Source organism: Alcanivorax sp. (genome assembly GCF_002726155.1).
Lineage (GTDB): Bacteria > Pseudomonadota > Gammaproteobacteria > Pseudomonadales > Alcanivoracaceae > Alcanivorax.
The window spans coordinates 77414-99328 of record NZ_PBSH01000008.1; the positions used below are offsets into that span (position 1 = coordinate 77414).

The 21915-nt window shown below is 57.2% G+C and carries 23 protein-coding genes; 12 read left to right on the plus strand and 11 right to left on the minus strand.

Annotated elements, in window-relative coordinates:
• Positions 1 to 6: 6 nt before the first annotated feature.
• Entirely contained in the window at positions 7 to 2148 is a 2142-nt protein-coding gene (locus CL546_RS02900; protein ID WP_290492933.1) for a TonB-dependent siderophore receptor, read from the plus strand.
• 233 nt (positions 2149 to 2381) lie between these two features.
• Here the strand turns inward: CL546_RS02900 and CL546_RS02905 are convergent, their stop codons facing one another.
• The 6 genes from CL546_RS02905 to coaD all read right to left on the minus strand — a co-directional run bounded on the left by CL546_RS02905 (position 2382) and on the right by coaD (position 7769).
• The gene (locus CL546_RS02905; RefSeq protein ID WP_290492934.1) at positions 2382 to 2801 is read right to left on the minus strand and encodes an SRPBCC family protein; all 420 of its coding nucleotides are present in this window, start codon (positions 2799 to 2801) and stop codon (positions 2382 to 2384) included.
• A 161-nt stretch (positions 2802 to 2962) separates the two neighbouring features.
• Positions 2963 to 3994: an NAD(P)H-dependent flavin oxidoreductase gene (locus CL546_RS02910; RefSeq protein ID WP_290492935.1), complete on the minus strand. Its 1032-nt coding sequence runs from the start codon at positions 3992 to 3994 to the stop codon at positions 2963 to 2965.
• Positions 3995 to 4024: 30 nt separating this feature from the next.
• Positions 4025 to 4573, minus strand: a complete 549-nt coding sequence (locus CL546_RS02915) for an AAA family ATPase (RefSeq protein WP_290492936.1) — start codon at positions 4571 to 4573, stop codon at positions 4025 to 4027.
• A gap of 26 nt (positions 4574 to 4599) precedes the next feature.
• Positions 4600 to 5013, minus strand: coding sequence for a PaaI family thioesterase (locus CL546_RS02920; protein WP_290492937.1), 414 nt, complete (start codon positions 5011 to 5013; stop codon positions 4600 to 4602).
• 308 nt (positions 5014 to 5321) lie between these two features.
• Positions 5322 to 7007, minus strand: coding sequence for a gamma-glutamyltransferase (gene ggt, locus CL546_RS02925; protein WP_290492938.1), 1686 nt, complete (start codon positions 7005 to 7007; stop codon positions 5322 to 5324).
• A gap of 270 nt (positions 7008 to 7277) precedes the next feature.
• Entirely contained in the window at positions 7278 to 7769 is a 492-nt protein-coding gene (coaD, locus tag CL546_RS02930) for a pantetheine-phosphate adenylyltransferase (protein ID WP_007150106.1), read from the minus strand.
• 431 nt (positions 7770 to 8200) lie between these two features.
• Between coaD and CL546_RS02935 the strand changes: the two genes are divergently transcribed.
• The 4 genes from CL546_RS02935 to CL546_RS02950 are packed head-to-tail and all read left to right on the plus strand — an operon-like array spanning position 8201 to position 10569.
• A complete protein-coding gene (locus CL546_RS02935; RefSeq protein WP_290492939.1) occupies positions 8201 to 9199 on the plus strand; it encodes a hypothetical protein in 999 nt (332 codons plus the stop codon).
• Positions 9200 to 9201: 2 nt separating this feature from the next.
• A complete protein-coding gene (locus CL546_RS02940; protein WP_290492940.1) occupies positions 9202 to 9753 on the plus strand; it encodes a GTP-binding protein in 552 nt (183 codons plus the stop codon).
• On the plus strand, positions 9750 to 10154 hold the full coding sequence (locus CL546_RS02945) for a roadblock/LC7 domain-containing protein (RefSeq protein ID WP_290492941.1): 405 nt from the start codon (positions 9750 to 9752) through the stop codon (positions 10152 to 10154). The genes CL546_RS02940 and CL546_RS02945 overlap by 4 nt, the downstream gene beginning before the upstream one ends.
• Before the next feature lie 55 nt (positions 10155 to 10209).
• Positions 10210 to 10569, plus strand: coding sequence for a hypothetical protein (locus CL546_RS02950; protein ID WP_290492942.1), 360 nt, complete (start codon positions 10210 to 10212; stop codon positions 10567 to 10569).
• Between the two features lie 97 nt (positions 10570 to 10666).
• On the opposite strand, the gene CL546_RS02955 is transcribed toward CL546_RS02950, so the two are convergent.
• Positions 10667 to 11725: an SDR family oxidoreductase gene (locus tag CL546_RS02955; RefSeq protein ID WP_290492943.1), complete on the minus strand. Its 1059-nt coding sequence runs from the start codon at positions 11723 to 11725 to the stop codon at positions 10667 to 10669.
• A gap of 103 nt (positions 11726 to 11828) precedes the next feature.
• On the opposite strand from CL546_RS02955, the gene CL546_RS02960 reads away from it, so the two are divergent.
• From CL546_RS02960 to CL546_RS02970, 3 genes are all read left to right on the plus strand, one after another.
• Positions 11829 to 12212, plus strand: a complete 384-nt coding sequence (locus tag CL546_RS02960; RefSeq protein WP_290492944.1) for a MerR family transcriptional regulator — start codon at positions 11829 to 11831, stop codon at positions 12210 to 12212.
• 166 nt (positions 12213 to 12378) lie between these two features.
• On the plus strand, positions 12379 to 12966 hold the full coding sequence (locus tag CL546_RS02965) for a DUF4334 domain-containing protein (protein ID WP_290492945.1): 588 nt from the start codon (positions 12379 to 12381) through the stop codon (positions 12964 to 12966).
• Positions 12967 to 13061: 95 nt separating this feature from the next.
• Positions 13062 to 13439, plus strand: coding sequence for a hypothetical protein (locus CL546_RS02970; protein WP_290492946.1), 378 nt, complete (start codon positions 13062 to 13064; stop codon positions 13437 to 13439).
• Positions 13440 to 13495: 56 nt separating this feature from the next.
• Here the strand turns inward: CL546_RS02970 and CL546_RS02975 are convergent, their stop codons facing one another.
• From CL546_RS02975 to CL546_RS02990, 4 genes are all read right to left on the minus strand, one after another.
• Positions 13496 to 14359: a PA4780 family RIO1-like protein kinase gene (locus CL546_RS02975; RefSeq protein ID WP_290492947.1), complete on the minus strand. Its 864-nt coding sequence runs from the start codon at positions 14357 to 14359 to the stop codon at positions 13496 to 13498.
• Positions 14360 to 14519: 160 nt separating this feature from the next.
• A complete protein-coding gene (locus CL546_RS02980) occupies positions 14520 to 16130 on the minus strand; it encodes a GMC family oxidoreductase (protein WP_290492948.1) in 1611 nt (536 codons plus the stop codon).
• A 75-nt stretch (positions 16131 to 16205) separates the two neighbouring features.
• Entirely contained in the window at positions 16206 to 16739 is a 534-nt protein-coding gene (locus tag CL546_RS02985; protein ID WP_290492949.1) for a twin-arginine translocation signal domain-containing protein, read from the minus strand.
• 74 nt (positions 16740 to 16813) lie between these two features.
• Complete coding sequence (locus tag CL546_RS02990) at positions 16814 to 18256, minus strand: coniferyl aldehyde dehydrogenase (protein WP_290492950.1); 1443 nt, start codon at positions 18254 to 18256, stop codon at positions 16814 to 16816.
• Positions 18257 to 18384: 128 nt separating this feature from the next.
• On the opposite strand from CL546_RS02990, the gene CL546_RS02995 reads away from it, so the two are divergent.
• The 4 genes from CL546_RS02995 (at position 18385) to CL546_RS03010 (ending at position 21716) form a co-directional block, all read left to right on the plus strand.
• Complete coding sequence (locus CL546_RS02995) at positions 18385 to 19086, plus strand: TetR/AcrR family transcriptional regulator (protein WP_290492951.1); 702 nt, start codon at positions 18385 to 18387, stop codon at positions 19084 to 19086.
• 402 nt (positions 19087 to 19488) lie between these two features.
• Positions 19489 to 20127, plus strand: a complete 639-nt coding sequence (locus tag CL546_RS03000; RefSeq protein WP_290492952.1) for a hypothetical protein — start codon at positions 19489 to 19491, stop codon at positions 20125 to 20127.
• Between the two features lie 172 nt (positions 20128 to 20299).
• The gene (locus CL546_RS03005; protein ID WP_290492953.1) at positions 20300 to 21064 is read left to right on the plus strand and encodes an abortive infection family protein; all 765 of its coding nucleotides are present in this window, start codon (positions 20300 to 20302) and stop codon (positions 21062 to 21064) included.
• Positions 21065 to 21176: 112 nt separating this feature from the next.
• Positions 21177 to 21716, plus strand: coding sequence for a hypothetical protein (locus tag CL546_RS03010; RefSeq protein WP_290492954.1), 540 nt, complete (start codon positions 21177 to 21179; stop codon positions 21714 to 21716).
• Positions 21717 to 21915: the final 199 nt, after the last annotated feature.

Sequence of the window (21915 nt, forward strand, 5' to 3'; positions counted from 1 at the left end):
ACTCCCATGACCATACCCGCGCGTTTGCTGAGCCGTTCACTGACGGCCACCTTATTGCTATTGCCGTTGACCACATTGGCGGCTGAAACCGAGACGGAAACCACCGGCAGTAACGTTCACGAAATTCCCGAAGTCAGCGTTAACGCCGAGGGCAATCAGGGCACACTCGCCGACACCTCGGAGAGCTACGAACCGAAAACCCCGGTCAGCGCGCCCACAGGCCTGGCATTGACCCGTCGGGAAACGCCGCAGGCGGTGTCGGTGGTGACCCGGACGCTGATGGATGATTTCCAGATTGTGTCTGTCAGTGAAGCGCTGGCTGCCGCCCCGGGTGTTGTCGTGGACCAGGTCGAAACCGACCGGGTGTATTACAACGCCCGTGGGTTTGAAATCACCAACTACCAGTACGATGGTTTGGGCATGCCGTTGCCCTACGAAATCGTTAACGGTGATATGGACACTAGCCTGTTCGAGCGGGTAGAAATCGTGCGCGGTTCCAATGGCCTGATGACGGGGCTGGGCAACCCGTCCGCCACCGTTAACTACGTGCGCAAACGCCCTACCCTGGATAACCACACCACGCTTTCAGCCTCTTATGGTTCCTGGGATAACCGCCGCATGGAAGTGGATACCTCCGGTAGCCTGACTGAAAACGGCCGGGTCCGTGGCCGTATGGTTGGCGCCTATCAGGATCGCAACTCTTACCTGGATCGTTACGAGAATGAACGCGGTGTGTTCTATGGTGTGGTGGAAGCGGACCTGACCGACTCAACCCTGTTCACACTGGGTTATAGCTACCAGAACAGCAACGCCGACAGCCCCATGTGGGGCTCGCTGCCGCTGTTCTATTCCGACGGCACCGCCACAGACTACGACGTGGAAACCAGTACCGCCGCCGACTGGGCCTACTGGGACAGCAACACTGAATCCGTGTTCGCCGAGCTGCAGCAGCGTTTCGATAACGGCTGGGAAGCGAAAGCGGTTTATACCTATCGCAAGATGGAAGGTGAATCCGAACTGTTCTACGTCTATGGCACGCCGAACAGAGATGAAACCGGCCTGTTCGCCTACCCCAGTTACTACGAAGACAAAGTCAGCGAGCAGGTGTTTGACCTGTACGCCCGTGGCCCGTTTGAAGTGGGCGGCCGTGTTCACGAAATGGTAGTCGGGGCGAATTATGCCAAAGGCCGGATCGAAGAGACGTCCAATTATGGACGCGGTATTGGGACTCCGCTTACCCCTGACCAGGCGTTTGGCGGCAGTTACCCCAGGCCGCTTTTTGATGCCTCCACCAGCGGTAGCAAGTGGGACGACCGCTACCGCAGCGCCTACCTGGCTACCCGTCTGCGCCTGGCCGATCCGTTGACCCTGATTGGCGGCGCGCGCTATGTGGACGTGACCAGTGACGGTGAAGGCTACGGCGCCAGCAAGGATGCCAGCGCCAGCGAAACCGTACCCTACGTGGGCCTGATCTATGACCTGAACGATGTGCACTCCGTTTACGGCAGCTACACCAAAATCTTTAACCCGCAGACGGAAGAAGATATCACCGGCCAGCGGCTGGAGCCGGTCACCGGCGAAACCCAGGAGCTGGGTCTGAAATCCGAATGGCAGGATGGCCGAATTTATACCGCCTTGATTGCCTTCCGTACTGATCAGGAAAATCTGGCAGAAGCTGCTGGCATGATCGGCCCGGACACCTATTACGGTGGTGTGGACGTGGAAAGCTTTGGCTATGAAGGGGAAATCAGCGGTGAAATTTTGCCCGGCTGGCAAATGGCCGGTGGTTACACCTGGCTGGAAATTGAAGATGAAGACGGTGACGAAATTCGCACCTATACCCCGCGGGAAATCTTCCGTCTATCGACCACTTACCGGCCGGCAGCCATTCAGAAACTGAAAACCGGTGTGCAGGTTAGCTGGCAGGACAGCATCTATCGTGGCGGCACCGGTGGTATACCGAAAACCACCCAGGACAGTTACGCGCTGGTGAACCTGATGGCCAGTTACGACTGGACCAAACACCTGACCACCACACTGAACGTGAACAATGTGACCGACGAAAAATACTACAACTCGCTATACGTTGGGCAGGCGTTCTACGGTGCGCCGCGTGGGGCCAATGTGCGGTTCGACTATACATTTTGAGAACGCTCAGCGGGTGACGCTTACGGCTAACCCGCATTGAAGCAGTAAAAAGGTAATCGGTTTAACGCTGACGTCTGCACAAGCAAGGGCGTCGGCGTTTTTTTTATGAGGGTTTTAGAGAAACGTTTGTAGGTCGGCTTAGCCGCGAAGCGGCGTAACCCGACAGCCTGCTGCCGAGTTCATCGCCTAATGTCGGATTACGCCTGCGGCTAATCTGACCTACAGAGTGCGGCTTACAGCTTCAGCTTGTTTAGCCCGCGGTCGATGGCCTGGCCCAGGCCGGCTTTGATGATCGGGCCGATCAGTGGCAGCTTGCCTTCAAATTCGATGGTGTAGTCCAGCTGGCTGCCGCCATTGGCCGCTTCGGAAAAGCGCATGACGCCTTTGTGGTGTTTCAGCGGGCTGCCCTTGGTGATGGCGTATTCAATGCGTTCGTTGGGAATCACCTTGGTGACGGTTTCCTCGAACGGAGGTGCGATCAGGATCTGCATTTTCCGGGTGGAACCCACGCCGTTGGGGCTGTCCTGGCCATCCTTGATACGCTTGATTTTGGCTGGGGCAAAAATCAGTTCCAGGTTTTCGTGCACGCTGAGAAAATCGAACAGCTTGTCCACGGAGAACGGAAAGGTCTTGGAAATGCTGATGCGTTGCATGGCGGTTGCTCCCACTTCTGCCCGGCAGGCCGCCGGAAACGTTTCATACTACCAAACGTGATAGTAAACAGGTTGTTGATTCTGCCTGTTGGCTGTCTACCCGCAAGGTTAATTTGGGCCATAGCGCTGCCGATGGCAGCCGTGGTTGCCTGGGCGGGGTATCAGAACCCTTCTGCCAGCCAGGTGGTGATCGTGGCGGCGCTGTCCTCGCGGCAGCCGCTGGCGTTCTGCCCGGCCCACAATGGCGAACAGTCGCCACTGCCCTGTGCTTCTGCAGCGGCGCGCAATGGCCCGATGGCGTTACCTGCCAGCGGGAATGCCGGTGCCGCGTCCGGGAAGTAATCCAGTTCCTGCATGAGCTGATTGACCATGCCCCGGGCCGGGCGACCGGAAAAGACCGTGGTCAACGCGGTGTGTTGGGCCTTGTCACTGTTCAGCCACTGCCGGTGCAGGGGTTTGGTGGTTGCTTCCGGGCACAGCAGGTAGGCGGTGCCGATTTGTACTGCGGTTGCACCCAACGTCATGGCGGCTCGGACGCCAGCAGGGCTGGCAATGCCGCCGGCGGCAATCACTGGCAACGATACTGCGTCAACGATCTGTGGCAGTAAGCTGAAGGTGCCTTGCTGGCGGCTCAGGTCATCACTGAGAAAATGGCCACGATGCCCGCCCGCTTCCAGGCCCTGGGCAATCACCGCATCGGCCCCCTGTGCTTCCAGCCAGAGAGCCTCTTCAACTGTGGTGGCGCTGGACAGCACTTTGGCGCCTGTGGCCTTGACCCGATCCAGCAAAGCGTCTTCCGGTAAACCGTAATGGAAGCTCACCACCGCGGGCTGGAACTGTGCCAGCACCGCCGCGCAATCGGCATCAAACGGCTTGCGCGACGGGCCTTCGGGAATGGCCGACGCATCGGCGCTGAACGCATCATAGTAAGGGCGCAGGGTTTCTACCCAGCGCTGTTCGCCTTCCGGGTTGGGTGCTGGGGACGTGTGGCAGAAAAAATTCACGTTGTAAGGTTGGCGGGTCGCTTGGCCAAGCTGGGCGAGTTGCTCTTCCAGTTGCCTGGCGTTGAGCATGCCTGCGGGCAATGAGCCCAGCCCGCCGGCTTCAGAAACGGCGGCCGCCAGGCGCCAGTCCTGCACGCCGGCCATGGGAGCCTGGATCAGAGGCAAGGCAGTCTTGAACAGCGGTCGCATAGGCGGTTCCTCGTCAGGCTGGAAAGAGCGTCAGCGGATCACGCGATCCAGGATGAATTCGGCCCGGATGTGGACCGGGGCTCGGGGCACTTCCATCAGCGTATAGCCAAAATGCCGATAGGCTGTTTGCATGATCTCGAAGGTGGCGACGGCTTCAGCAAACGATTGTTTGCGTTCTTTGTCGTTGGTAAAGATAGCCTTCCAGGGAGGGAAGAGGAAGACGGGGTCATGGTAGCGGTGCGCTTCGCAGGCGCTAACCAGTGAGGGGGGAACCGTCAGACCTTCAAGGCGCGAGTAACCATAGACATCGACCAGGCCCCGATCAAAAAAGACCGTACCCTCGTGGTCCGCAACGCGGGCAAGGTTGGCTTGCTCGGCAAACAGCATTCGGTCACGAAAGGCGGCTTTGTCCTGCCAGGGAACGGCCTTTCCGCCTTGCTCAACCTGGGATTGAATCACCTGACGGCCGACTTCTTGGCAACAGCGAAAACCAAGGTGGGCAATATGCTCGATAACCGCTGTCTTGCCGGCGCCGGGCCCACCGGTCAGCACGATGGGTGTTGTCATTTGTTTGCGCATGACTGTCGGGTTCGGGCCTGGAGGAATTAGTTTCTTGTATCCACCTTGCTGATGGTGCCCTGGGCAACAGCGACGAGCCGTTCTTCGCCGTTATTCAGGGCGATCACTTCACACTGGCAAACCGCCTGTTTTTGGCCACTGGAAAGCACCGTGGCGCGGGCCGTTAGCCGCTCCCCCAGCGCCGGGCGCAGATAGTTGATCTTGTATTCGGAGGTGACCGAGTCCCCCAGTACCGAGCCGCCGGCATAGGTGAGCGCATTGTCGGCGAGATAGCTGACAACACCGCCGTGGACAAAGCCGTGTTGTTGTTTCAGTTCATCGCGCACGGCCAGCGTCAGCACGGCCTTGCCAGGTTCGAAGGCTTCGAGTTCGGTACCCAGCAGCGCGCTGAATGGCTGGCTGGCAAGAACCTGTTTGCCGAACTGGAAAAGCTCACTCATGACAGGGCTCCGGTTTTCATCAGGCGAATGAACGCTAGGGAACCTCTGAATAACTCCTTGCGTACTCAGCGTGGTCTGGAGCGTGCAGCTGCTGTGTCTTGTCTGGACGGACAGGGTGGTTCCCTTTCCGAGAGACAAGGCGCAGTAGATGGGCGCTCCAGGCCGCGCCCTTCGGGTCTTTCAGGCTGGCCCGCACTCGTTGTTGCGCTTTCTTGATGGATGGACATACACCTTCAAAAGCGCGCCTAGATTGCGAACCAGCCTGAAAGACTGAGCATGCAAGGAGTTATTCAGAGGTTCCCTAGTGGTTAATCGGTGTGCGCTTGCGGCGAGCGTACCTCGGCACTGCCAATACCACGGGGGTCGCTGGCAGCGGTGACTTCGCCGCTGTTCTTGCCATTGCCCTTGCGCCACAGGATGGCCTGCATATTGCCGTAGTTGCGGCCGGTGGAAACCACTTTGTGTCCCATCAGCATCAATTCCTTGGCGGCCTGGCTGCCGACGAATTCCGGCTCTGCCTGGACTTCGTCAGGCAGAAACTGATGGTGGAATCGCACACGGCTCACCCAGTCTTCCACCGGTTTATCGTTGGCGGCTGCAATGACGCCCAGCATCACCATGGAGATGATGCGGCTGCCGCCGGGGGTGCCGAGAATGGCGACCCGGTCGTCGAACTCCACGAAGGTGGGGGTCATGGAAGACAGCGGGCGCTTGCCGGGGGCGATGGCGTTGGCCTGGCTGCCGACCAGGCCGTAGGCATTGGGGCTGCCGGGTTTGGCGGAGAAATCGTCCATTTCGTTGTTGAGCAGCACTCCGGTGCCGGGGGCCACAAAGCCGCTACCGAACGGCAGGTTAATGCTCAGGGTGGCGGCGACCCGGTTGCCGTCTTTATCCAGTACCGAGAAATGGGTGGTGTGAAAGCCCTCTTCCACGCCGATGGGCTCGCCCAGGCTGCTGCTGGGGGTGGCCTTGTCCAGGGTGATGCTGCTGGCGCGCTGTTTGGCGTAGTCGGTACTCAACAGCTTATCCACAGGCATATCCACAAAATCCGGGTCACCCAGATAGCGGGCCCGGTCCTGGTAGGCGCGGCGCATGGCTTCGATGACCAGGTGCGGGGTCATGTCGCCGGTGTCACCGGCGTTGAACTGGCTGAGGATGTTCAGTGCTTCGCCCATGACGATGCCGCCGGAGGACGGCGGCGGTGCGGAGATGACTCGTCCCTCGCGGAACGGGCTGACGGTGGGTGTGCGTTCCACCACGGTGTAGTTAGCCAGATCGTCTAGCGTCCAGATGCCGCCGGCCTGTTGCACGCCGTCCACCAGTTGTTTGGCTACGGCGCCCTGATAGAACCCTGCGTTGCCCTGTTCAGCGATGGCGGTGAGTACCCGGGCCAGATCCGGTTGCTGGATCAGGTGGTTATTGGGAGGCACCTTGCCGTTGTGCAGGAAAATGGCGGCGGCTTCCGGGAAACGGTTGAGCACGTCTTCGCGGTAACCGGCGAGCTTGCGGTAATGCTCCTCTACGCGGAAGCCTTTCTCGGCCAGTGCAATGGCCGGGGCCAGGGTGGCAGTGAGGGGTAGTTTGCCGTAGTTGTCCGCAAGGTGGGCGAAGGCGGCGGCCTGGCCGGGAATGCCGGCGGCGCTGGGGCCGTTTACCGCCCAGTCGCGCATGACGTTGCCATCCTTGTCCTGGTACATGGTGGCGGTGGCGGCGCCGGGAGCAGTTTCACGGGCGTCTACAAAGGTCTGCAAACCGTCCTGTTCCCGGTGCAGCAGCCAGAAGCCGCCCCCGCCCATACCGGCAGAATAGGGTTCGACCACCGCCAGGGCCGCCGCCACGGCCACGGCCGCATCGAAGGCATTACCGCCCTGCTCGAGAATGTTGAGCCCGGCTTCCGTGGCCAGAGGATGGGCGCTGGCCACCGCGTTCTTGCCCGGCCCGGCCGCCTGAGCGGTGACGGTGATCAGCAGCAGGAGTGAAAGCAGGTGGCGCATGGGGTTTCTCCTATTAAGGCCGTTATCAACAGGGAACGGTTCTGATGGCGAGGCTAAAGTAACGAGTGACGAGGAGCGAGTGTCGAAATGCAAAACCGGGCAGACCTGCCTGCCCTGCTCTCGTAAGCGGATAACTCGCGATCACGTTGGTTCTGGCGATGAACATCCGGCTTTATGGTTCTATTCGCGGGTATCAGCCGATAGATTACGGAAGGCAAAGCTGGTGGTCGGCCTGGCCTTTCGCAACTCGTTACTCGCACCTCGTCACGGTTACTTCTGCCGCGCCTTGCGTTTCTCTTCCAGGGCTTCGGCGACCAGTGGTGGCACAAAGTTATTTACATCCCCGTCCAGTAGCGCGATTTCGCGGATCAGGGAGCTGGAAATAAAGGACAGGTGTTCCGCAGGGGTCAGGAATACCGTCTCCAGCTCTGGCGCCAGCTGGCGGTTCATGTTGGCCAGCTGGAATTCGTACTCAAAGTCACTGACCGCGCGCAGGCCCCGCAACAAGATGTTGCCGCCCTCTTCCCGGCAAAAATGGGCCAGCAGCTTGGAAAAGCCGGTGACCTTCACATTCGGCAGGTGCGATAGCACCCGCCGGGTCAGATCCACGCGCTCTTCCAGCGTAAACAGGGGGCCCTTCTTCTCGCTGGCGGCGATGCCTACCACGACCTCATCAAACATTTTGGCGGCCCGTTCCACCAGATCCAGGTGGCCGTTGGTAATGGGATCGAAGGTGCCGGGATAAATTACGCGGTTGGTCATGCTTGGCTCGCTCTGTCGCGGTAGAAACCGTATCCGGGAGCACCCCGGATACCCACTGTGCCGCAAGCATACCCGATGCGTTGGCAGAGTTGCAGGTATGACGGAGCTGGGTTTGAAACCGGTTAGAAGGACGTTGGAGCCCGCTAATGGGGCTGGGATTGATGAAGTGGGTCACCCAAATGTAAGCATTTGCTTACATAAAGTAAGGGAAAATGCGCAATGTTTGGTGCTTGATTTTCGTGGAAATCAGCTTTCAGCAATTAATTTTATATATTCATCCGCTTTAATCGCCCGCTTGTCGCCATCCGTTTGCCGGTTGAAAAGCCTCAGGACTAGTTTGGGACTCAAGTCACATAAAGTATTAACCGGGTGTAGCACCGGAAGCCGCCGGTCCCAGGGAAGGTCTCCTTGTCTGGGATGTTCAGGGATAGATGCCGATTTCATGGATTGTGGAAACGATGAGAAAGCAACGGCTGGGCTTTGTAGGATTGGGGGATGATACGGCAAGCGCCTGCTTGTCCATGTTGAAGATCATGGATGGCCGGTCTGAAGTGGACTGGAGCCATAGTGATCCCGACAGCGCAGATGTGCTGATGATTTCCTGCGATCAAACGGATGAAACGCAACGCTGGGAGCGTAGCGACAAGCCACGCATTGTCGTATACCACGGTAATCAGCAAAAACCGGCGTCGCCGTTTATTCTGCAGCACCCTTTTCGGGTCATGCAGTTGTTATCCGTGCTCGACGAAGTTGCGGACACCTTGTCGTCCGGGGCGGCATCACCGTCCCATTCCCCTGCCCAAGTGACTGCGCCCTCTACGGCTGTATCCAATAATGTCTCTCCTTTCTGGTTATCCCTGCATGAGGCGGTTAATGGAAACGTGCCTGACCCGGCAGGACTGTTGGTGTCGTCATCGTCCCATGGCGCGCTGTATTTCAAGCCGGCGTCCCAACGTTTCTATGCAAGCAAGGCGCTGTTCCGCCAGTTGGCTGCAGGTTCCGTAGAGTTAGGCCCCCTGAAACCTACCACAGAGGTCGTACCGGAAGAGACGGTGGCTTGTCCGCTGTTTTCATTGTGCTGGATGGTGTCACGTTACGGCGCCACGCATCTGGCACCCTGGATGAATCCTGAAGGAGCGTTTCACCTTAAACGCTGGCCCAGTTTCGGCACCCTGGAAAAGAGCCGCACGCATTTGTCTCTGTGCGCCTTGATGACCAAGCGCCCCCTGACCCGTGAGCAACTTCAGCAAGTGTCACACTGCAGCGAGGAAGAGCTGGACCGGTTCATCAATGCGTGTGAAATGAGTGACCTGATGGTGTTCGAGGAAGCCGTTCAGGTGGCGTTGCCGGAGGCCGCTGCCGAGGAAGGAAAAGGACGCTTTGGTGGTTTGATCAAAGGCTTGCGCAGTCGATTGGGGTTGAGTGCTTAGCAATGACAAATGACGAATTCAAAATTCTTTTTACCGGTCCCATGGGGGCAGGGAAAACCACGGCAATTACTGCGTTAAGTGACCAGGAATGTGTGTCCACGGATGTGGTGAATACCGATATCGACCAGTGCGACAAGGAAATGACCACGGCAGCGCTGGACTATGGCTTCATTGATATTCCTGGCGGGGGTGGTGTGCGCCTTTATGGCACACCAGGGCAGGAGCGGTTCCGGTTTATGTGGCCGATTCTTGCCAATAATGCTGCTGGTGTGATTGTGCTGTTGAATGGCGAGCACCCGGATCTGGATAGCCACTTGTCAGTGTTTGTGGATGCATTCTGGGAGCAGGGTGCCATGCCAATGGTCATCGGCGTAGGTCGCCTGGCCAGCGAGGATTTTGAAATTATCGAACGAATCACTGATGCCTTGCTGGAACGCCATATTTCACCGCCCATTTTTTCTGTGGATGTCAGGGAAAAAGACGATGTTCTGTTACTGGTCGAGGCATTGCTTTGCCAAATTGAAGTTAACGAAATGGGAATGATGCAAGCATGAAAGTCGTCTCTCCGCTGGGAAAAACCGAAACAGCGGTTGCCCAGAAAGAACTGGAAAGTTTTCAGGAAAATACCAAAGGCGTTACCTCGGCAGTACTGCTGAGTGCCGATGGGTTTGAAGTGGCCTCGTTACAGGTGAACAAGGATAGCGCAAGCCGGCTTGCAGCCATGGGCAGTTCATTGGCGGCGATCAGTTCTGCCATTGCCAAGGAAGCGGGCATTTCCGAATGCAGCAGATTGATTGTTGAATCGGACGAAGGCGTTGTTGCGGTCATGAAGGTTCCGAATCTAAAGCCACCACTGGCACTTGCAGTGGTGGCGAACGATGCCTCTTTGTTGGGGCAGCTTCTCTGGGGGGCCAAGAATTGTTGTGCCGCTCTGGAGGAAAAACTAAAAAAGTAAATTTTATAACCCAATGAAAATATCGGGATAACATAAGTGTTGAAGGAGATTTACCATGGCTAATGTCAAAGAAAGTATGGATGTATTGCTGCAGTCTGACGGTGCCATGTGTACCGCCATTGTTGATGCCAACAGTGGCATGGTGCTGGGTCAATCCGGCACCGGGCTGGACCTGGAGCTGGCAGCGGCGGGCAACACGGAAGTGGTCCGCGCAAAGTTGAAAACCATGAAGTCGCTGGGGCTCAATGACAAGATTGAAGACATCCTGATTACCCTCGGGACCCAGTATCACATTATTCGTCCGGTGGCTTCGAAAGAAGGCCTGTTTATCTATCTGGTGCTGGACAAAAGCAAATCGAATCTGGCCCTGGCTCGCCGTAACTGTCAGGAAGTGGAATCCACGCTGTCGCTGTAATCTGCTTTCACCCCGCCATGCCTTCTGGTTGGCGGGGCTTTTTCTCATTCCTCTTTTTCTTTTCCCCTTTCCGTTTTCTTTATTGCTTCCTGGGAATTTACTGTGCCTCAGTGTGGGCCTGCTGCTGGTGGTATCGCCGGGTGCTCTTTTCTATCACCTCCTTTATGTTTGGGGCGATGGCATGATGCTGCTGGAGAAAAGCTTCCGTAATGGCGGTATCAAAGCGTGTAGGTTGAATAAAGTGGAGTGCTTCCGGGTAAGTATTCATCAATGCTGCCAGGCCGGGCAGGCGTAACAGTGCAGCCAGAACGGGAATGGGGATATAGCGACGCGGGGCATGTTTGTTCATGTGAGCGGCCGCTTGCGCGAGCATCGGTTGAAGATTCGGTGTCTGCCTATCCAGGGCCAGCAGTTTTTCCGGTACAGCCTCGGCGGTGGCGGCCAGGCGAATGATGTCTGCGAGGTGGTCCACGGCCACCAGAGGCAGCCAGTGTGCCGGCGTGCCGGGCACCAGCGCCAGGCGACCGCGAGCGAGATTGTCGAGCAGGCTGTATAGCGGTTGGCTGTTATCCAGCTCGCCGGTCTGGCTGTTGCCGGCCACGGTAGCGGGCTGGACTTCCACAAAATCGAGCGCGTGCTGTTTGGCGAAAGCCCGTGCCCGAAAGGCGGCTTCCAGTTTGCTGGCTTCATAACCGCCGGCCCGCCGGTAGACCTTTGGCCAGTCGGTGCCTGCGGGTGCGGCGGTATCAATGCCAAGCCGAGTCAGGTGCGCCCGGTTTTCCAGCATAAAACCACTGATAAATACCAGACGGCATTGGTGTTGGCGGGCCAGTTCGGCCACGGCCAGGCTGCCTGCGACATTGGTGTGGCGGGCGGTCCTGGTGTCCAGCCGCCAGGCGAAACGGGCGCCGAGGTGAATGACGGCGTCGAGTTCGGGAAGGGGGGCGGTCAGGCCCAGATGAGGCTGATCCAGATCGCCGCTGACCGGCTGTAGCAAGTCCCCTTGCCCGCCAAGGGCGTTTACCTGTTGGCGGAGGGTATCCAGTTGAGCCTCTGGGCGCCGCAGCATGGTGACGACGGTGTGGTTCTGGCGGGTCAGGCTGGCGCAGACGTGGCGACCGATAAAACCGGTGGCCCCGGTGATAAAGAAGATCATGGTGATGTCCTTTTCCTGTTTTCACGGAGGTGCGGAGAAAGCTCACGACTACGCTAAGGTGTAGAGTATGCTCTAAGGTCAACAGGGAATAAGTGAGCTTCCTATGCGCATTGCAGAGCTGGAGCAACGAACCGGTGTAAGCCGCCATACCTTGCGGTATTACGAGAAAGAGGGGTTGCTGCTGGAGGTCGGCAGGCGGGGTAATAACTACCGGGATTATTCGGAAAAAGCGGTGCAGCGGGTGGGCATGGTGCGCCAGCTCAAGGCGCTGGGGTTTTCGCTCAAGGAGATCCGCGAGGTGCTGGACGCCCTGCGCAGTGACAGCATCGATTGTGACCAGGGGGCGGCATTGATGGCCGAGAAGAAAGCCGCGGTGGATCGCAAGATCACGGAGCTGAAGGCGGTCAGCCGGCTGTTGGGTGAGGAGCAAAAACGTTTGCTCGCCAGTGCTGAGGCGCAGCGGCGCAGCCAGTCCTGCGCAGGGTAAACGCAATTTCCAGAAAGATTTACCTTTTGCCTGCTGGCGGCACTTTTCGTCAATTCTGGTGGTTTTGGTTAGCGCCCTGGTCGGACAAGTGTCGATTTTTACTGGCGTGCGGAAGGCGCGGTCATTAGCGTGATTTTCCTCTTATTCGTTACCTGCAGGAAAGCCCATGAGTCGCGCAACGCAAGCTAATCCCTCTGTTCAGGCTGTGCCGGGCCTGTCGTTTACGGCAGCAAAGGCACAGGGACAAGTGACCCGGGATGAGGCGCTGGCCATTTTTGATGCGCTGGAGCCGGTGGCCCCGGATTTCATGATCGGTGCCTGGAAAGGCGAAGGGTTTGAAACCGGTCACCCGCTGGACGGGGTGCTGGAGCGTTGCCACTGGCATGGCAAGCGCTTCGAGAGCGAAGAGCATGTGCACCCGCTGGTGTTCCGCAAGGTCTCCGGCAAGCTCACCTCGGTGAAGCCGCTACTGGCCATGCCCGGGTTGGGGTTGCTGGATCAGATGCCGTTCCTGAATTCGGCGTTTGTGGGCAAGGTGTTTCAGTGGATGTTGCCGTTGTTGTCCGGGCGTAAATCGGCGGCGCGACTGCGCACCACCACTTACCGGGGGGGGGCCACGGCGACCATGATGTACGACAACCTGCCGATCAACGATGTCTTTCGTAAAGTGGACGCCAACACCCTGCTGGGCATTATGGACCTGAAAGGCATGAAGCAACCGTTCTTCTTTGTGCTGCGTCGCGATGGAAGCTGAGCTCTGCGGTTCCGGGTTCCGCCTTGCAGCCGCTATTTCAAAATGCGCACACATTTGCTTTAGTGAAGGTTCGCTTCAATGACAAGGAGGTTGTCATGCGAACGTGGGTGATTGTGCTACTGCTGATATCGCCGCTGGTGTCCGCGGAGTCGGTGGGACGCCTTGAAGGCCTGAGCGACGACGGGCACAGGTTTCGTCTTGATATGGAGAGTTCGGGTGTTGTCCGGTTGCCGCAAGGTGCTGATAGTGGCTTCGACGCGATTCACCCATTCACGGGTGAGCCTTGTGTCTTCATGAAGGGCGATACCATGATGCTGGTGTGTTCCGGGTCGCCCGGCAGTGGCCTGAGTGGTTCGCTGTATCAGCAGGTGGGTGAGCCGGAAAAGGCAACCCGAGTGGTGACGATGGAATGTGTGCGTGGCTGTTCCGACAGTGTGCCGGCAGTGATGCAATACATTCCCGTCCAGTGTTGATTGCCAGAGCTCACGGCGGCTGAGCGTTTGCGCCAGCCCGGTGTGTTCAGGGCCGTTCAGTAACCACTGTCCTCTGCGTCGCCGCTGAGGCGTTCGCGCCGTTCCTGTTCTTCTTCGAAGGCGGCCTTGATCTCTGCCAGCACATCATCCACATCGGCAATGTGCTCGTCGTCGTCCACGTGGCCGGTGAGTTCGGTATCCGGTGTCAGCTCCCCGCTTTCATACAAGGCCCAGATTTCCTGGCCGTAGCGGCTGCCGCGCAGTGACGGTGCGTACTGGCCGTAGTAGCGGGTCATGTTGTTCACATCCCTGTAGAGCATGGCTTCAGCGTTATTGTTGGCGGCGGCATCCACGGCCTGGGGCAGATCGATGATCACCGGGCCGTAGTCGTCTACCAGCACATTGAATTCCGACAGATCGCCGTGAACCACGCCGGCGCAGAGCATGCGAACCACGTACTGCATCATCAGGGCGTGGTCTTCCTCGGCTTGCTCGGCGGACATGACCACCTCGCTTAGCCGGGGAGCCACATCGCCTTCGTCGTCGGTGACCAGTTCCATCAACAGCACGCCTTCGAGCATGTCGTAGGGCTTGGGCACGCGCACCCCGGCGCTGGCAAGCAGGCGCAGGGCATCCACTTCGGCGCTCTGCCAGATTTGCTCCTGCTGTTCGCGGCCAAATTTGGAACCCTTTTCCATGGCCCGGCTGCGGCGGCTGTTACGCACCTTGCGCCCTTCCCGATACTGGGCAGCTTTCTTGAAGTTGCGCTTGGCGGCTTCCTTGTAGACTTTCGCGCAGCGGATCTCCTGGCCACAGCGGACCACGAAGATATCGGCTTCCTTGCCACTCATCAGACGGCTGATGACCTCATCGACGAGACCGTCATCGACCAGGGGCTGTAAACGTTGCGGGGTTTTCATGCCGCACTTATACCTTATTTGGCGCACGGCTTCGCCTGCTTCCTGCTGTTTTTGTGTGGAAGCAGCGGCGAGGATGGGCAGAGAAAGTCGGGTGTGACGGTAAGGGGGATGATGAAAAGCCCTGCTGCGCGAAGGTGGCGCAGCAGGTAGTCAGGGGGGCTCAGGCTTTCAGTTTGTCGGCCAGAGCCGAGGCATTGCGTGCACTGAGCCCGTAGATGGACAGCTGCGGGTTGGCGCCGATGCTGGTGGGGAACACGGAGCCGTCGATGATGTAGAGGCCGTTCAGGTGTTTGTAGCTACTGTCGCTGTTAACGGTACAGCGACTCTCATCGGCGCCCATGGTCAGGCCGCCCATGACGTGGGCGCTGCCCAGGCCGGTGATGGCCGGGGCATAGTCCAGCTGTGCAACACCGTCGCGGGCCGCCTTCCAGCTTTTGTAGTAGCCGGCATCAGCGTGGCTGGGGCGAACCTCTTTGGCGCCGGCGGCGAACTGCATTTCCAGCATGGTCAGGTGGGCCCGTTTGGTGCCATCCAGCAGGTACTCGTTAACCGGGTAATCCAGCAGTGGTTCGCCGTTGTCGCGCAATTCCACGGTGCCGCCCTGGTTATCATCGTGGAAGCCGTCGCGAATCATGGCGATGGAGGCGGCCAGGTTGGGCAGGCGTTCGATTTCATCCCGGGCCCGTTCGCCGAACCCGCCCATCAAGGCGCCAGACAGGCCCGGGTGCATGGGCATCATTTCCATCTTGTAGCCCGCGGGGCCATCGACGCCGTGCTTGAAGGTGAATTCATCGGAATACATGGACTGCGGCGCGCCGTAGTACGGGGCGATTTCCTTGTCGTAGATACCGAAGGCAAAGCTGGTGGGGTGCAGGAAGGTGCGTTTGCCGACCAGGCCGTTGGGGTCGGGTGCCTCAGAGCGCATTAGCAAGGCGGGGCTCTGGATGCCGCCGCCCGCTGCGATCACGGTTTTTGCCTTGAGGGTTACGGTGGCGCCGGTGGGGACCTTGTCGTCATTCAGCGGGCGCACCCGCACGCCGGTGACGCTATCGCCTTCGATGATCAGGGTGTCGGCCTGGGCGCTGTGGATCAACGTTGAACCATGATCCAGGGCGCCGGGAATGGTGGTGACCAGCATGGATTGTTTGGCGTTGGTGGGGCAGCCCATGCCGCAATAGCCAATGTTCCAGCAGCCGCTCACGTTGCGGGGAATCAGGGCGGAGTGCCAGCCCTTGTTGTCGCAGCCGCGTTTCATTACATCGTTGTTGGCGTTGGGGGGCATGGCCCACTTTTCTACCTTGAGGCGGGTTTCCATCTGTTGGAACCAGGGGTCCATTTGCGCCCGACTAAGCCCCTGCACGCCGAATTCATCGTGCCAGTATTGCAGGGTTTCGTGGGGGGTGCGGAAGCAACTGGTCCAGTTGACCACAGTGGTGCCGCCCACGGTGCGACCTTGCAGCACGGTCATGCCGGCGTCTTTGGTCGCACGCAGGGCGCCTTCCTGGTACAGGTCGCGGTAGGCGGCGCCTTCATCCAGTTTGAAATCGTCGGAGCTTTTCAGTTTGCCGGCTTCCACCAGGATGACCTTGAGGCCACGCTGGCTGAGGATTTCCGCACTGACACCGCCGCCGGCGCCGGTGCCAACGATGATCACATCGGCTTCCAGGGTACGGTTGTCGGTGATGGTGCGGCCGTCGAGCACGTCCCAGCCGTTGGCCGGGTCTTTCCACGGATCTTTCACATTGATGGTGAGGGTGGTCAAATCCTGCATGGCGTTATCCTTTTTCTTGGGCTAGCAGTACACGCGATAAAGGCCGAAAGTGGGGTGGGCCGAGAGCGGCGCGTGTCAGGCAACGATCTTTTGGGGCGGGCCGGGATAGCCGGTAGTACGGGCGCCGGTGGGTTTGACATACCAGGCCATATAAATCGGCTGGGTCAGGCCCTTGAAGGCCATGCGGGACAGGCTCCGTTCGCTGGCAGACCAGTTCGCCAGGGTTTGCTGGAGCTCGTCGTCGCTCTGGTCGGCAAAGCTGGCCCAGCTGCCGGTGACATACCAGCGGGCGGCGCCCAGTTGCATCAAATCCAGTACCTGAAACAGCGCACCCCGAGTGCCGGGCATGCCGCCGTCGAGCAGGTCGTCGAAGGCTTTCATGCCGTCTTCGGCAGTGGCGCCCGCATCGCTGAGGGCAGAGCCGAGCACGGCGCCCACCAGCGGGGTCAGCAGGTCCACGTCTTGCTGTCGGAAGTGTTTATAGCCGGTTGCCGGGCCGTCATTGCTGGAGCAACCGGTGAGCAGGGCCAACCCGGAACCGGTGGCCAGTACTGCACTGCTGGCGGCGCTCAGTTTGAGAAAGCCGCGGCGATTGATTCCCTGATCCATAGCGCACTCTTCTTATTCGTTAGTCGTTATCAACAGGCGCGCCGCTGGCGGCGCTCCTGTTGATACGGTGACTTCTATTTCAACAGATATTTGTAGATGAACTTGTGCATGCCGCGCCCATAGGGAGGCAGGATGTGTTTGGTGGCGTTCATCTTGCCCTTCTTGTAGATGCCTTTGGCCTGGGAGAAGGTCTGGAAGCCTTCCGGGCCGTGGTAGGCGCCCATGCCGGAGGGGCCGATGCCGCCGAAGGGAATGTCGTCCACGCCCACATGGGAAATGGTGTCGTTCAGGCACACGCCACCGGAGTGGGTGTTCTTGAGCACGTGGCTGCAGTTGTCCTGGTTCCAGTCGAAGTAATACAGCGCCAGCGGACGGGGTCGGTCGTTCACGTATTCGATGGCGTCATCCAGGTTTTTGTAGGGCACCACAATCATCAGCGGGCCGAAGATTTCGTCCTGGGCGATACGCATATCGTCGGTGACATTGAGCACCATGGTGTGCGGGATCTTCTGGCTGCCGGTGAAGTCTTCATTGGCCGGGTTGATCTCGATGACCGTGGCACCTTTCTCGCGGGCTTCCTGAACGTAGCCGGTGAGGCGGGTGTGCTGGCGCTCGTTGACGATGGCAGTGAAGTCCGGGTTGTTGAGCATGGTCGGGTAGGATTGGGTGACCTGCGCCTTCCAGGCTTCAATGAACTCGTCCACGCGGCTTTCCGGGCAGAGGATGTAGTCCGGTGCCACACAGGTTTGGCCGGAGTTCAGGCACTTGCCGAAAGCGATGCGCTCGGCTGCGTCCTTCATGGGGAAGTCCTGGCCGATGATGCAGGGGCTCTTGCCGCCCAGCTCCAGGGTCACTGGCGTCAGGTTGGCGGAGGCCGCGCGCATGATGTGCTTGCCCACGGTGGTGGAGCCGGTGAACAGCAGGTGGTCGAAGGGCAGCTCGGAGAAAGCCTGGGCCACATCCACTTCACCATTGACCACGGCCACCTGCTCCTGCGGGAAGGTATCGGCGATCAGCTTTTCCAGTAGCGCACCGGTGCGCGGGGTGGCTTCACTCATCTTGATCATCACCCGGTTGCCGGCGGCGAGAGCAGTAATCAGAGGCACCACGGCCAGCTGCACCGGGTAGTTCCACGGCACGATAATGCCCACCACGCCCAGCGGCTGGTATTCCACCCAGGTCTTGCCCGGCCAGTTCATGGCGCTGACGTGGCGCTTGGACGGCTTCATCCATTTGCGCAGTTTCTTGGTGGTGTACTTCAGCCCTTCCAGGGTAATCATGATTTCCGCGAGTTTGGTTTCGTCGGCGGAACGGGTGGTGAAGTCGTTGTTCAGGGCCTCGGTCCAGGCGTCCATATGATCGAGCAACAACGGTTTGATTCGGCTGATCAGCTCAATACGCTGTTCGGCGCTGGGGTAAGGGTGTTGGCGGTATGCCGCTTTCTGAGCAGCGAAGATGCTCTGCATGCGAGCGATGTCTGGGTTGTTGCTGTGCAGATCTTTTACTTCGGCGACCATGGTCCTCGCCTCCCGAGTTTAATAGTTAGGTATGATGGAATGGTTAAAAATTCATCTTGAGTCTGATTTTTAGAGTAATTACTCTAAGAGTCAACATCGTGTATCAGAAAGACCACATTTGGCCCCTTATGACCAGTACCAAAGACCGTATTCTGGAAACCAGCCTTGCCCTCTTCAATCGGCAGGGAGAGCGTAATGTGACGACCAATCACATTGCTGATGCCTTGGGGATCAGCCCGGGTAATCTGTATTACCACTTCCGCAACAAGGGCACGATTGTGGCCGCGCTGTTCGACCGCTATCAGCTCCAGCTTCTGGCTCTGCTGGAAGCGCCACAGGGGCCGTTAAGCTGGCAAGTGAAGGTGCATTACTTCGAGGGGTTGCTGGCGTCCATGTGGCAGTACCGGTTTTTCCACCGGGATCTGTCTCACTTTCTGCACGCGGACCCGGCACTGGCGGCCCGTTATCAGCAGTTTGTGGAAACGGTGCTGGTGCGCGGGACGGTGATTTACGAGGAGTTGCGTAGCAGCGGGATTCTGGCGCTGGACGATGAGCAGCTGCAGGGGCTGATGGTCAACACCTGGGTGATGATGTCGTCGTGGGCGGCCCTGATACATGGCCTGCGCCCGGATGCGGCGGCAGATGAAGGCCTGGATGAGCGCCTGATGCGCCATGGCGTCTATCAGATCATCTGCCTGGAGGAGCCTTTCCTGAAAGGGGAGGCCCGGGAGCATCTAACGGAAATGAAGGCGCGCTACCGGGCGGCGGACAACACCAGCGAATTGTTGCTGGGCCATGTGCCCGGGCTGGACAGAACCGGCAGCGAATAGCTGCCCTTCCATCTGCCACTGCAAAAAACGGTTTTACCACAGAGGGCACAGAGCTCACGGAAGAAAACTTTTGTCTCTCTGGGCCCCTGCGGTGAAGACGCAGGGCCACCAGTCTTTTCCGGAAGCATTCCACTAACCCCTCTCAACGCAGGCGTTGATAAACGATGGTTGTTTGTCCCTATGGGGTGGCCTGCACGCTCCTTGTGTATGGGCTGAGTCCTATGCTCAATAATTTTTTCGTTAAGGTCAGTGTTATTGAAACATGCGTAAACAGACCGGTTTGTAACTAACTGACTTTTCTGCTTTTATCTTTCGATATGCAAATTTGCATTTGGTGATATGAAGCCGGCGCGTTCATTGGATATTCGAGCCGGCTTCCTAATACCTGTTAGGGCATCCCCAATGACTATCAGTCAGCAGATGAACAAGATTGAGCACCTGGCAGAGGCCATTGTCGGAAAATACTTGATGGCTGACCAAGAAAGGGCTCTGATGGAGCCTATTGTGTCTGATGAATCAATCATTCAGCACTGGAATAATAGTCTTGCTGCCCACGGGCTAGAAGCATTGAGGATGTCGCTCTATATGAGTGTGCTATCGGCCATGAACCCCCTCTTGTTCGATAACTACGCTAAGACAGCAAGTCTGTATAACGTGTGTAAGATGCTTGAAGATGAGCGATTAGTGGGGTTGCTGAGAGAAAACTACTGCAAACCTTTTGAAGTCAATCATTTAAATGATGTTTTGGACGAAGAAGACAAAAGACTGATCGAGGCCAGCATTCATGCCGAACATAGAGAGCGCGCTGCCGAAGATTTTGATCAAAGGTTAAAAGCCGTCCGTGAAGGCTATCACGGTTATGTGAGCGTAGTCTGGCTAAACGTGTTCAGAAAGCGAGAGATAGAATGGTCGCTCATTATCAGGTTACGTCTCTTGAGGGTGAGAGGCGTTTCTATAATCCGGCTGACTTTGGACTCAAGTGGGGCGATGCAACTGAGATTATGGGTGAAGCCAAAACCATCATTTTCGAAATTCCCTTAATTGTCAGTGGCCGCTGGTATTGTGTTGAGGATTACATATCAGGTCACAAGGATATCGCGGGACAATTTTGGAGTCGTGCCAGTGATTGACAATGAATGCCCCAACCAATGCAGGCAAGGGACGCTCCTGACGTCGCGCCCCTGCTGCAGGCGTTAGCCCCGTGAGAGAGCATATGTTCGAGAGCCTAGAACAAGATAGTAAATTACGGGGGAAGGTGGTTCTGGCCCTTCAAAAAGCTATTGTTGAAACTTTTGATGCCGCAGATTGGAAAGAGGTCGGATATAAGGCTGGGCAAATCGATTACATCCGAGGGCATTCTCGTTTATTGCGCAGCCTTTCTTGGGGTGACGACGATTACGGCTCCTGTGTATTTCAGGCTATCGAGTTTCTGTTAAACGATGATGTCGAAAATTTGCAATGTTTTCTCGAAAACGAGAAAGCTGCGGACTGGCTTTGGAGCAATCACTCGGCACTAATGCGTGAAATTGGACTAAAACCAGAGGGCTTGGCTCCAACGTTTGTGCCACCAACTCTCTCTGCCAGAGATGTTGTTGAGAGAGCGCTTAAAGATACTGAGGCATTGCTAGCGACATCAGGCGCCACGAGCGGAGTTGATAGGGTGCATACCGCGCTACATGGCTACTTCCTTAGCCAGTGTGAAGCGGCGGGAATCACTGTGGATAAGGATGCTACGATTACCTCGCTATATAAGGCTCTTCGGAAATCCCATCCAAGTTTGAATAGTGGCGGTCACTGGTCAGCGGAAATTGACCGAATCTTAAAGTCCTTCTCTTCAGTTTTAGATACGCTGAATCAGCTGAGAAACCACGCGAGTGTGGCCCATGCAAATGAAAATCTGCTTTCGGAGGCAGATGCGGAGCTCGTATGCAATGCAAGTAGAACGATTCTGCATTACTTGGACAGCAAACTTCAGTGAAAAGGGCTAACAATCGCAGGCACGGCTACGTCTTTTCCATTGCGGCTTCGCCTCCATTCCAAAGCCGCGCGTGCTGCGGGCGTTATGCCTACAACTAAACGAGATATAAATAATGTCAGATAGCACATCAGCGCTTGCCATTGCGGTCCCGGGAGTCGTTGCGCTAGCGAGTTTATTGGTTCAAGCCTATAACATAAGGCAGCAACGCAATACGGAACTAGCGAAAATTTTTTACGAAGATCGGATCGCAGCTTTGAGTTCTTTAACAAGAAGTGTATCTGAAATTCTTAAGAGTGCTGAATCTGCGATAAAATATCGGGATACATTAAAACTGCCTTTTGATCAGCTATGGCATAATTCGAACGGAAAAGTTCCTGCGGAAATTCACCAGGGTTTCCAGGCTGCTATTTACGGTGCCACTGTAATGGGATCCAAAAAATTTAAAGATGAAGTTGACAACAATTTGATATTTTATCCTGATCAAATACAGAAGCAAATATCGAAATTTGCTTCTGAGTATTTTGATAAAATACCAGATCCTTTGCACCCTGAATCTATAGACAGATTTCTTGAGAGTAGTATTCCCGTAATCCGAAAATACAGAGACTCTATAGTTAACGAGTCGCAGAAAATAATGCAATTAAAGGTATAGCAAAGCGCTGTTTTTGACTCGCGGCTACGCCGCTCGCCAAAAAGCTTGGCGTTATGTTTCGTAGCGACCTTTGGGGTCAGAGCGACCTTTGGGGTCAGGTCTTTCATCGTGCATTCGAGTGCACGATGAAAGACCTGACCCTCAATGTTCTTTTGGCAACTGAAGAAAAGCGTTAAACGTTCTTTGAATGATTAGGCTA